General features: G+C 38.6%; 10 protein-coding genes. 2 read left to right on the forward strand and 8 right to left on the reverse strand.

Annotated features, from left to right (window positions below; translation table 11 throughout):
• Positions 1-7: 7 nt before the first annotated feature.
• On the forward strand, positions 8-568 hold the full coding sequence (gene epsC / locus AWM73_RS05770; RefSeq protein ID WP_060779078.1) for a serine O-acetyltransferase EpsC: 561 nt from the start codon (positions 8-10) through the stop codon (positions 566-568).
• 157 nt (positions 569-725) lie between these two features.
• Positions 726-1568 carry a patatin-like phospholipase family protein gene (locus AWM73_RS05775; protein ID WP_060779079.1) on the forward strand — a complete coding sequence of 281 codons (843 nt, stop codon included), beginning with the start codon at positions 726-728 and terminating at the stop codon, positions 1566-1568.
• A gap of 92 nt (positions 1569-1660) precedes the next feature.
• Here the strand turns inward: AWM73_RS05775 and AWM73_RS05780 are convergent, their stop codons facing one another.
• From AWM73_RS05780 to secY2, 8 genes are all read right to left on the reverse strand, one after another.
• Positions 1661-2554 carry a DMT family transporter gene (locus AWM73_RS05780; protein ID WP_060778485.1) on the reverse strand — a complete coding sequence of 298 codons (894 nt, stop codon included), beginning with the start codon at positions 2552-2554 and terminating at the stop codon, positions 1661-1663.
• Between the two features lie 246 nt (positions 2555-2800).
• Entirely contained in the window at positions 2801-4087 is a 1287-nt protein-coding gene (locus AWM73_RS05785) for a glycosyltransferase (protein ID WP_060778486.1), read from the reverse strand.
• A gap of 26 nt (positions 4088-4113) precedes the next feature.
• Positions 4114-4305, reverse strand: a complete 192-nt coding sequence (locus tag AWM73_RS05790) for a hypothetical protein (protein WP_060778487.1) — start codon at positions 4303-4305, stop codon at positions 4114-4116.
• A gap of 27 nt (positions 4306-4332) precedes the next feature.
• Positions 4333-6699: an accessory Sec system translocase SecA2 gene (gene secA2, locus AWM73_RS05795; RefSeq protein WP_060778488.1), complete on the reverse strand. Its 2367-nt coding sequence runs from the start codon at positions 6697-6699 to the stop codon at positions 4333-4335.
• Positions 6700-6709: 10 nt separating this feature from the next.
• A complete protein-coding gene (gene asp3, locus AWM73_RS05800; RefSeq protein WP_060778489.1) occupies positions 6710-7684 on the reverse strand; it encodes an accessory Sec system protein Asp3 in 975 nt (324 codons plus the stop codon).
• Positions 7681-9231 (reverse strand): accessory Sec system protein Asp2, encoded by a 1551-nt coding sequence (gene asp2, locus AWM73_RS05805; protein WP_060778490.1) that lies wholly within the window; start codon positions 9229-9231, stop codon positions 7681-7683. Before asp2 ends, asp3 begins: the two co-directional genes overlap by 4 nt.
• Positions 9224-10774 carry an accessory Sec system protein Asp1 gene (gene asp1, locus AWM73_RS05810; RefSeq protein WP_060778491.1) on the reverse strand — a complete coding sequence of 517 codons (1551 nt, stop codon included), beginning with the start codon at positions 10772-10774 and terminating at the stop codon, positions 9224-9226. The genes asp2 and asp1 overlap by 8 nt, the downstream gene beginning before the upstream one ends.
• Positions 10775-10786: 12 nt before the next feature.
• Positions 10787-12061, reverse strand: a complete 1275-nt coding sequence (gene secY2, locus AWM73_RS05815) for an accessory Sec system protein translocase subunit SecY2 (RefSeq protein ID WP_060778492.1) — start codon at positions 12059-12061, stop codon at positions 10787-10789.
• Between the last annotated feature and the right edge of the window lie 92 nt (positions 12062-12153).

Below are 12153 nucleotides of genomic sequence, written 5' to 3' on the forward strand. Positions count from 1 at the left end.
AGAATCGATGGAAGATAATGAAGATAAGTGGATCCGCCTAGCCAAAATCATCTATGATAATGACCCCGCGGCCCACTCCTGGCAAGAAGTCTATGACCTCTACCCCAGCATTAAAGCGCTCCGGGCCCATGAACAAGCCCACCATTATTATAATAATGGCGACTACTACCTGGCCCGGCAGTTAGCTGAGGAATCTCGACGAGAAACCGGGATTGAAATTCACCCTGGTGCCAAGCTCAGCGATACGGTCTTTATTGACCATGGCATGGGCGTGGTGATCGGTGAAACTGCTGTGATTAGTGATAATGTCAAACTCTTCCATGGTGTCACTTTAGGCGGTGTCGGTAGAGAAAAAGGCTGCAAACGCCACCCTACAATACAAGACCATGTTGAAATTGGAGCGGGTGCTAAATTATTAGGCAATATTACTATTGGCCACCACAGTAAAATTGGAGCTAATGCGGTTGTCCTAGAAGATGTACCGCCCTATGCAACAGCAGTCGGCATGCCGGCTCGGATTATCCTCCATGATAAAAACTGGAACCGAATTGGTGACTATGTCATCTAATTAAAGCATTCAAACAGCTTATCTAGTCATGAATCACTCCCCTAACTAAGACATCATTTCATGGCTGATAAGCTGTTTTTCTTTATCCATTCTTAGGAAAAAACTTATGTTACAATAGATACCATTATCAGCGTTTGTAGAAAGGAATGTGGGCATTTTGACGATTGGATTAGTTCTTGAAGGTGGCGGTATGCGAGCCTTGTTTACCGCAGGAGTTTTAGATGTCTTTTTATCAGAAGGCATTCAGGTTGACCAGATTGTCGGGGTTTCAGCAGGTGCTCTTTACGGCGTTAATTACCCTTCTCAACAAAAAGGGCGCGCCCTGCGCTATAACAAAAAATATATCCAAGATAAGCGCTATCTTAGTCTTGGTAATTGGCTGAAGACCGGTAATATAGTATCCACAGATTTTGCCTACCACCAAGTGCCCTTTGAACTCGATCCCTTTGACGAAGAAACTTATGAAGCCAGTTCTAGCGATTTTTATGCGGTGGTTACCAATGTCGAAAGTGGTCAGGCTGAATATCTCTTAGTTCAAAATGCTGAAGAGCAAATTGATATCTTAAGGGCCAGTGGTTCGATGCCCTTTGTTTCAAAAATTGTTCCAATTGACGGTAAACAGTATTTAGATGGTGGGATTGCGGACTCTATCCCCTACCGCTTCATGCAGTCTTTGGGCGTGGACCGTTTGATCATCGTCTTAACCCAACCCTACGGCTACCGCAAGGCAGACAAGAATAATTTCCTTGCTAAAGCGGTCTATGGTAAAAATTATCCTCAGCTGGTGGAAACGATTGAGCAGAGAACCTCTATGTACAATCAAGAAGTCACTGGCGTGGAAGCATTAGCCAAGAAGAACCAGGCTTTTGTCCTCCAACCTGCCCATCCCCTAGAAGTCAAGCGACTAGAGCGTGATCCTGAACGCTTACAAGCCACCTACGACCACGGTGTTGAAGTCGCCAAAAATCAAATAGACAGCTTAAAGCATTATCTCCATTAACTAAAAAAGCATGACAAGCTTTGAATCTCAAATCATTGAGAGATTAAGCCTGTCCATGCTTTTTAATTTCCTATATTACGATTATTCTAGTCCTATTCATGGGCCGTTAGGAAGACCGTCAATAAGATAAAGGCCATACCTAAGTAATCGATCCAGACGAAACTTTCACCTAGGATCATAACAGATAATATCGTTGCCGTTAAAGGCTCCACCGACCCAATCAGGGAAGCTGCCAAGGGTCCGATAAAGGTCACACTGGAAAGATAAAAGATATAAGGAACAATGGTCCCTACAATAATGGTTAAGGTAAACCAAGCTAAAAAGTGGAGGGAAAGTTCTGGTGGGGCTAGACGCTCAATATTGAAAAAGATAAGGAAAATCCCGCCAAACAACATCCCAATTCCAGTAACCGGTAGAGAACCGTAGTGCTCGATTACCCGCAAAGGTAAGATATTATAGAGCGCTAAGCCAAAAGCTGACATCAAGCCCCAGAAGAAGGCTTCAGTCGATAAAACAAAGTGGCCCAATTGACCATGGGTAACCAAGAGGAAGACCCCAATAATAGTGAATAAGAGGGCCACAATTTCCCTTCTAATCGGCCAACGGCGCCCGACCAAGCAATAATAAACCAATAGAAAAATAGGCCCGATAAATTGGAGAATGGTCGCCATCCCCGAATTACTATAGTGAATGGTCATTAAATAAGAAAATTGATTAAAGACAATCCCACATATCCCAAAGATTGCGATTTGTAAAAGAGACCTTTTATCTTGTTTTAACTTTTCTATGGGTAACTTCTTCTTATAAGCCAGGAAAAGAAAAATCGAGATTCCTGCTGTTAACATCCGGTACATGGTCAGCTGCAAGGGTAACATGTTATAAGTCTGCATCAGGTGCTGACTCAATACCCCCCCTAGCCCCCAAGAACTACAGGCTAAAATCGTGGTAATAATTGCTCGTTTTCTAATCCCGCTCTTAATATGCATAAATAACCTCTCATCTTTATTAATTAAGTTGTTTAATAGTAATAAAAACTATTATTAATTAACCTAAGTAATATTAATTTTTACTCACTTAAGAATATAAAATATCTAATAAGTAAATTCAATGAGAACTTGGCAGTTTTTCAAAAATCAGTTTCCTATTTTCGATCAAGCTTGACTAAAAAAGCCAGTGACTCATTGAAGAGAAAGCTGGCTGGAAAAGGATTATTAATCGAATAAGTTGTTAGATCATTCTGACGAATTCCTATCCTCTTTGAGTAAGGATTTTATCATAGCTACCATGGCACTCACTTCATCTGTAGCAAAGATCTGTCCCCCATCAACTAAGTCTGGTCTGTGGACGGTGGATTCAAAGGCGACCACCGGACAGCCCCTTTGGAGGGCGCGGCTGACAATATCGTCGACTTCGTCATAATAGTTGATGTCTAGGTAGATGTCAGCTTGGTTAAGTAGGTCTTCGATTAGGTCGTTGTGAGCAAAGGGATGGATGAAAATATTCTCTAGACTTTCAGCTAAGTCGATAAGACTAGGTGCCACTACAGTATAAGCAACAATATGGATGCAGAGGTCAGGAAGAGCTCGTGCTAAGTCTTCAACTTGTTCTATTTCGGCTGAGTGGGTTAAGATGAAAGCATGTTGGGAGAAGTCCCTCATACTGAAGTATCTGGCATAGTCTGTATCCCAGGCAGATTTTACATCATCGTCAAAATGTTCATAAAGGCTCTGGCCCCGATATAATTTATCAATATAAGCGTTTAAAGTTATATGAGGATCATAGCCAAATTTTTGCAAGTCGGAGATTTTTTTACTTAAATTCTTGATATTATCATTGAAATGTTTAACTAGATTTCGACTACTTGTCGACATAATTGAACTATCATGTTGCCGATAGGCATATAAATTCAAATCAATGGCAAAAATTTCCGAGGCGGCCATATACCAGCGATAGGTTGTCGCTGAATCTTCATACCAGACCCCTATGGGAAATAAATTCTGGCGCACAATATCTGCTTTGACCAACTTACACCATGCCGTCGTGAAGGACAGGGGAATCACCCCATCTTCATCTTTTCTAATAGCATCATGACTATCATAGGACCTTATCGTAGGCAACCCTGTCGTCATCATCCAGTAATGGCCAGCATCATTAAAGTATTTGCAGGCTCCGATGACGATATCTGCCTGCTTATTCTGAGCAATGCGGTGTAAGATTTCTAGTGTATTTTCAACAATTTTATCGTCTGAATCCAAGAAGAAAATATATTCTCCCTTAGCCTGGCTCGTTCCAAAATTCCGTGCCGCAGACAGGCCTTGATTCTCCTGGTGAAACAGCTTAAAGCGTTCATCCCTTTGGCAATAGTTATCTGCAATAACGGGAGAAGCATCTGGAGATCCATCGTTAACCATGATCACTTCAAAATCTTTAAAAGTTTGATTTCTCACTGACTCTAAGCATTCAATCAGGTATTTTTCAACTTTATAGATTGGAATGATAATTGAAATTTTGGGATTCATAGCTACTTCCTTTCATTACCTTTCAATTAAAATATATTTAGTAGTCTTATAATCAAAGCTAAAAAAATAGAAATAACCATTAGAAAAGCTATCAAATAAGGTAATTTATTTGTGCTAGTCTTTTCGTCTTCCTCTTTTTTTGATTCCTTTTCTTCTCGCTGATCTTTAATCATCTTTTTTATTTCATTATCAACGTAGTTTCCCTTATTATTCTTCATAAGCTCACCTCAATACGGCTATCTTCTTTATGCAAATTGAATTATAGGTTGACCATTTTTATCAGCCACAACTCGACTCAATGATAAATAATAGACAATTTTTTGATAAATCCGATCCTTCATTTCATTATAAGACCATAGCGCTTCTTTTTGGTATTCGTAAATGGGGTTGCGCTGAGCTGAACTCCTGGTTACAACAACTTGCTTAAATTGGGTCAAATAGTCCACTTGCTCCACCCAAACTTCATCAATGGCTTTTAATATACACTTACGCTCAAAATCCTCAAAATACTCTCCATGGCCTAAATGTTCTTTTTTAGATTCTAAAATAGTGAAAAAAATATTCATTAAATAATCGATGAGAGCTTTGTCTGACAAATGATCGATACTTCTAGGTTCATAATTATAAGTTAAATTATCAAAAATCCAGCGGTCAATCTGGGCCTTACGACTTTTATCTGGATCAAGGTTATCAACAAGGTTTTTCATGACTTTCTCTGCTAAGTGACCAAGGTTGACTTCCTCTAATCCTTCACCTTCTAACAATTGATCGCGGGTTTGATAAATCAGTTTTCTTTGAATACTCATATCTTCATCCATTTGTATGATCTGTTTTCTAGCACTTTCCCCACTAGCATCACTAGCTTCTTGAGCTTGATTAAAGTATTTCTCATAGCGAAAATTAGATAACTGTTTAATATCATCAATCTCTTCATCAGGATCCGACTGATAACGAATATGCTCTGGTGCCCATTTTTGGATGAGTTCGTCTTCTAAGGACACAAAGAACTTACTCATTCCTGGGTCTCCCTGCCTTCCTGCACGGCCACGTAATTGTAAATCAATGCGTTCACTAACCATACGTTCGGTTCCAATAACTGCTAAGCCACCTAAGTCAGCAACTCTCTGTCCTAACTTAATGTCTGTTCCGCGGCCAGCCATGGCAGTCGCAACTGTCACAGCTCCATGTTGACCAGCCTCTTTAATCATTTCCGCCTCTTTAGCTTCATTATAGGCATTGAGCACGTTATGGGGGATACCATCATTCAGCAAAATCGTTGAATACAACATGGATAACTGAACAGATCCGGTCGCAATTAATAGGGGTTGACCAGTAGCGTGTTTTTCTTCGATGTATTGGATTGAAGCAGCCAGTTTTTCTGGAAAACTGCGGTAAATTTCATCCGGATAGTCTTTGCGAATGACGGGCTTATTGGTTGGAATCGAAATGACTTCCATATTATAAGTGTCAATAAATTCGTCCTCAGCCGGTTTTCCTGTTCCTGTCATTCCTGCCATCCGGTCAAAGAGTAAGAATAAATTTTGATAGGTAATCGAAGCCATAGACCGATTTTCATCAGTCAATTCAACATGTTCTTTGGCTTCGATAGCCTGGTGCTGTCCTGCCTGCAAGCGTGTTCCTTTTAGAACCCGACCGTCACGACTATCTAATAATTCCACCTCACCATCACGAACCACATAGTCCTTCTCATTGGTGAATAATTCATGGGCCTTAAGGGCTAAACTCACATGGCGTACCAGCTCACGATTGGATTGGGCATAAAATTTATCTAAACGGAAATATCTTTCTGCATGTCCTATCCCCTCTTGGGTAAGCCAAACCGCATCCTTTTCAGCAGTCACTTCATAATCACGTCCTGCTTCAAGGCTTTCTACAAAGTCATTAGCTAGCTGATAGAAATTCGATTGAACTCTTGGAGAACCTGAAATCACTAAAGGACTAGTCGCACCATCAAGTAAAACTGCATCCACTTCATCAATAATGACATAATAAAAATTCCGTAAAAATTGATCTTCTTTATCAGCAGCTAAATTATCACCCAAATAATCGAAGCCTAGAGCAGAATGAGTCGTATAGACAATATCAGCTCCATAAATTTTCCTTTTATCTTCAGCGGTTAAATCGTCTGAATTTTCGGGGACTCCCATTGCAATAGATAAGCCCATAAAGCGATAAAGGGGCCCCATGTCTTCGGCATCACGGCGGGATAAATAATCGTTGACTGTAACTAGAATTACTCCCTTACCAGTTAAAGCATTGAGGTATAAGGGCATAGTTGCAGTCAATGTCTTACCTTCTCCGGTCTTCATTTCAGCGATATTTCCCTCATGGAGTACAATAGCTCCGATCACTTGGACATCATAGGGATACATCCCTAAAACACGTTTCGCTGCTTCCCTTACTGCAGCATAGGCTTCGGGTAGGAGGTCGTCTAAAGACTCACCTGCTTGATATCGTTCTTTAAATTCATTAGTCTTCTCCTTGAGACTACCATCTGATAAGCGGGACATAGCTCCTGCATAAGAATTGACTTGGTCAAGAATACGATTCAGTCGCCTTAAACGTTTTTTATCTAAATCAATTTTAAGCATGGTATCCTCCTTAACTGATGGTTTGCCCGTCTAACTTCAAAAGATTATGGTGATAGTCCAATAATTTCTGTCCGAAATAAAGGTCTTTAGATAGTCTATTTTCATAATAGCACTTTATATTTTCTGGCCTTTGATCCCTGTCTCCCTGCAGCCAATCAATAACTTTTTCGTCAAGGCGAGATTGCTGGGCAATTTTTACATATTGATAGGTCTCTAAATAATCATCTGTTAATAGGGCTTGGGAATTAAGATAGCGGTCAGCATAATAAGAAGCTGCTAAATTAGAAATAGGACCATAGCCTATAAAATAAAAATTGCTCGCTTGACTAGACTGAACAAAGGTCTCTACGCCAGACATGGCTTCTTCTGATAAATAGAGCTGGGCGTTTAATAATTCACTAGCCAGCAAATTAGCCTGGTGATTAACTACCGGCAATTGCTGTAACTTATTCACTTCTTCTTGGATACTCCCTATTCCTGGCTCAACAAAAATCAAATGCTGAAAGGATTTATCATTTTCAATCAACAATGTATCTTTAGCCATCACTTTATCTAGGATGAGTTCAGCTATTATCAAGCGTTTAAAAACGATAGAGCGGCAGCCTGCATTAACTAAAGATATAGTGTAGTGTCCATAATTATCTGGTACAGTAAAAAAATCCTCACTCGTTCGAACAAAATCCTTTTGCATGGATTCTCCGTAATAATCAAAGAATTCAACCGTGAACATGAGGGAATTTTCGGGTTGAACCTGCCCAATAAATTTAAGAAAGTAAGATTTACTACTAGTTAAAAGTGGCAAATTAGGCGATGAAAAATAGAGTCCATAAGATTTCTCAGAAGACCATTGGTTAATAACTATTCCCGAGTGAACCATAGAGTTTTTAAAAGATACCTTATCCGGTGACAGCCACTCTATTTGAGAACCATGACTGTATATATCGTCATGCATCAAGCCCCAACGAACAATATAGTAATCTTTCACTCTTCTATCTCCTTACTTTCAAAATCTTCCCAGAGAATTCGCTTGTATTGATTAATAAACCAATTTGCAACAGTAGGTGTATTATCATTATGTCGTCCCATCACGGATTTACTAATAATTTTAATTGGCTTATCGCTCAAATTTTTCAATAATCCATAATATGCCTCATTATCATAATCTTCATTGAGCATGTAAGTCATTGCAAAGGTAGATTGACTATAATGAGTCTGTTTTAATCTAGGCATTAACATACTGTCTAAAATATCTAAATCAGTGTCCAAATCATCATTGTCACCAAATTTCAAGGTTAAATCCATTGATGTTTTAAATGAGTCATTAGGACGCCTTAAACGTTGATTTCTGGTAATATTTCCTAAATAGACAAGTGGCCGCGCCATAATTATGGCATAAGGGTCTAAAAAACTTCCATAGTACAAAGCACCAAAGGTTCCCATAGACATACCTGAAAGGATTAGTTGATCCTTAGTAAAATTTAACTCATCTAATACTTCTATTATCTTAGCAACAATGGTAGCCTCGAATTGGGCACTTCCTCGATAGAAGGCCCCGCCCTCTAAACGTAAATCATTGATCAATATAAAGGGATGCTTTAAGTTCTTCATCATTGGAAAGCCTTCAAAACCTTCTGCTGTACGATAACCAGAAAAATAAACATTTAAAGGAGGTTTTAAATTCCCAGGATTATAATAAAAAGCAAACTCTTCACGATTATTATCAGCTATAATTTGTCCACCTGCTAAATAGTCTCCCCACTTTCTCCGGGAATGTCTAACATGTAAGGGACCAATTCTTAGTTGACCAGAGCCTTTGACACAAAGGGAAAAGCTCGCATAACAATTCTCAGGCGGATCTAATAAGATTCTCTTTTTAATTGCTTCATTATCGTAGGAAATGCGCTCAACCACCTGATTAGAGCTTCCCCTACGAATAAAGGTAATCGTCAATTTTAGATCAACAGTCTCGTCTTTTATAAACTCTAACCAGATATCGAGATAGCGATCTATATTAGAGATAATAAGATGTCGCCAATATAACAAAGGTGCCATTTGTTCTGTTTGTTTAATTTGGAAAAGAATATAATTGTTTCCTAGGTATTGATAGTGGCCAGGGAAATTGGCTTGAATAGAAACATCTTGAACGCCACGTCTTTCGCCATAATTACCGTCAAAGAAAACTTTTGCTAATTCAACAACCGTCTCAGCAATATTTTCCACTTCAATAAACTGGGCCTTTTTCATGGAAAATAAAAGTTTGAAGTCTGGAGCTGAGTAATAAGCTTCAAATTGTTGATCAATTACTACGGCATAAGCTTCCATAAAGGGAAGTAGCTTATCTATGAGTAATTCATTAATAGGAGCAGTCAGTAATACAAGGGAATAAGGTCTTTGAGGCAAAGTATCTTCTTCTAAGGATTTTTCATAAAAATCAGCAAGTTCTGTATTCAGGACAAAAGTCCAGTCGACTTCATTCTTAAATGCTACCCCCTGTGACCAGTCACTATAGCCAATTTGTAAAACTCTAGTCATAGCTGTCCTCTCCTAACAAGGCTTTCCATTGACTCACTAATTCCCCACTATGATATTGATTAATCTTTTCTACAGAATAAACCAAGGCCTCATTCCAATGTTTAAGCCCCTTAAAGTAATAATCAATCCCTTGAGCTAATTGATCTATGTTCTTAGCAATTAAACCATTCTTTAAATGCTCTACGTAAGCAGATTCCACTCGGTTGATCTGAGGAATTCCTGCACTAATTCCGGCAATTTGTCCGTAAACCCAGGGATGGGATGTCCAATCAATCATTAAGCGCACATACTTCAAGCTTTGGATAAAGTCCCGCTCGCTATGGTTAATTTGCACCTGACAGACTGGCTCTTCTTCCGCGTCAGGCATCTTATCCGCAAACTCAACAACTTCTCCATAGTTAGGATCAAAGTATTTATTTAAACGATCTGATAAGTTTTCTATCGCTTCAATTTTAGCTTGATCAATCTGAAAGGCGCCTAAAACTAAGCGAATACGATTGTCTTTTTTCATCTTATCCTTAATAACTTCCATAACTTCTTTAATTTCTTTAAGCCCCAGATGGCTTACTTCAAAGTAAATAATTAATTCCTTAATCCGTTGACTCAATCCTAACTGTAAACGAGTATCAAAGGGAGATAGTCGATAAATTGGTGTCATCAGAGAATAAGCTTTCTCATATTCGTTAACTTTATCCTTCAATTGGTCAGTATCCGTAATCAAAAGCTTAGCCCTATCCAGCGACTCCAGGAAAGTGTTTGACTGAGAGTCAAACGACCGCTGACTATAAAGAGAATAGACTAAATTAATATTCTTTCTTTCAACAAGTCGATTAAACAATTCATTATGCTTATCGTTATAAGCAACAACAAGAACATCCTTTTCACCTATATGTTTAGCCAAATATTTGCTTGTGACTTCCTCTACTAGGTCAACGAGTGATTGGTAAGTCGGATGAGAAAATTGTTTGCTTCCGGGCTGATCTTGGTTCACTTCTATTTGACCACTATCTAAAAATTCACGGATAACCCACTGACCAGACAAAGTTAAATAATCCTGGTGACTGCTTTGATCATCATTATGATAAATAATACTCGATAAGAAACCTCGATCATCAAAAAGGTAGCGTCTTGATACTTGCTTATCTTGGTAATAATCAATAAAAGCAATATACCCATTTGATTGGTAATGAACATCGGCAAAATGTTGGTCTTGAACAAATACCATCATTAAAAAGGGGGTAGGCACGAATTCAGCAAACTGCGGAAAGGATAGGTCTTCTAGGGTAATCGGTCTTACCTTATTTAAATGAATTCCTTGAATAGCATCAAAAACCGACCAATAATGATTCATCTCGACATTTTGATCATGCAAGTTCAACCGTAACATTGGCGCATAATCAAGCATTAATAGCTTATTAGCCTCCTCAGCCCGCTGAAATAAACGCAGTTGATTAACTGTATCATCAAAATATAAGTCCATATAGGAAGGTTCACCAGATCCCCAGTGATTATTTGTATACCAGGATGGAATAAAGTAATACATTGTTTTCCCTTTCTAATGTTTATTAAATAGCGGTCGATATTGATTTCTTATTCTCAAGGCCCGTATTTCATCAATGATATTTAAAAATAGAGCGACCAAAATAACTATACTTCCCGGCAAATTGAGCCATTGGGAATATTCTGGAAATATAACCCCTAAAGACATGGGAAAACCCACTACAGCTGTCATATAAATAGCTCCTATAATGGCCATATTTAATATTTTTCCTCTTAAAAATTTTTCAGTTGGCTTACCGGGATTGATGCCATCGATATAGTCCCCAGATTTTTGTAAGTTTTCACTTAATTGTTCGGGATCAACATTAACAAAAGCAAACCCAAGGCTTAATGCAATAATTAGTAGGACATACAAGAAAGCGCCCAAGGGCTGAGTCATACTCAACTGGTATTGTAAATTCCTCAATAAGTCAAGATTAGGAAAGAATATCAGTATTAAGTCAATGATATATCGCGGTAAGAGGGCTAAAGTCATGGCATACATGATAGCCATCCCCCCACTCGGATTTAATTTAATCGGCAAGTAAGATTTTTCAGTAAAATTATTATTTATCATTACTCGGTTTATCGGAATCCTTAATTCAGCCCGATCCATTACAATAGTAGTAAATGCTGTCATTAAAGCAAAAACCGAAACACTAATTAATAATACTTGTTCAATAAATGACGCTCGATAAATTAAGAAAATCCTCAATGCAGCAAAATTACTTGGCATCCTTAGAAGCATATTAGCTAAAATAATGATCGTTTGGCCACCAATCCCAGCTTCTTGGTTACGTCCACCTAGCCAAATGGTAAAGAAAGTCCCCGCAACTAAAGCTAAAATAATTGTCCCATAAGCCATAAAGTCACTAGACATTATAGTCCCTTGTAAGGGAGTCAGCGGATAAGTTACCGCTAAAGTAATCGCTTGAACTAAGGCAAGGATTAAGGTCAGCAGGTTGCGATAATAATTATCCAGTCTAGGAGGGACTTTCAGTGCTTTATACCATTTAGACATGGAGATAAAACGCCAAATGATCATAGTCGACATATATGGCCCTAGCCCTAAACTTAATAAAGAAGCTTGTTCAAAGCTACCACCAGTTGCACTTAGGGCTAATGAAAGAAAGTCATTTCCAGAAGGACTTTGCTGAATAGCCTGCCAATCAACTAAGGGTAAAGGAATGGAACGTCCAATGATATAGACAATCAGAATTATGGCAGTAAATAATAACTTTTTATAAAGAAGTGGTAGACGAAATCTGTTTTCTTTATTTTGGATAGCCACTAATTAAACAACCTTTCATACCATGTAAATAGTAAATTAGAGGCAAGGAATTGATTGCCTTTGCCTCTATTGTGACATAAGAATAACTTGTA

Origin of the sequence: Aerococcus urinae, assembly GCF_001543175.1 — a bacterium.
Classification (GTDB): Bacteria; Bacillota; Bacilli; order Lactobacillales; family Aerococcaceae; genus Aerococcus; species Aerococcus urinae.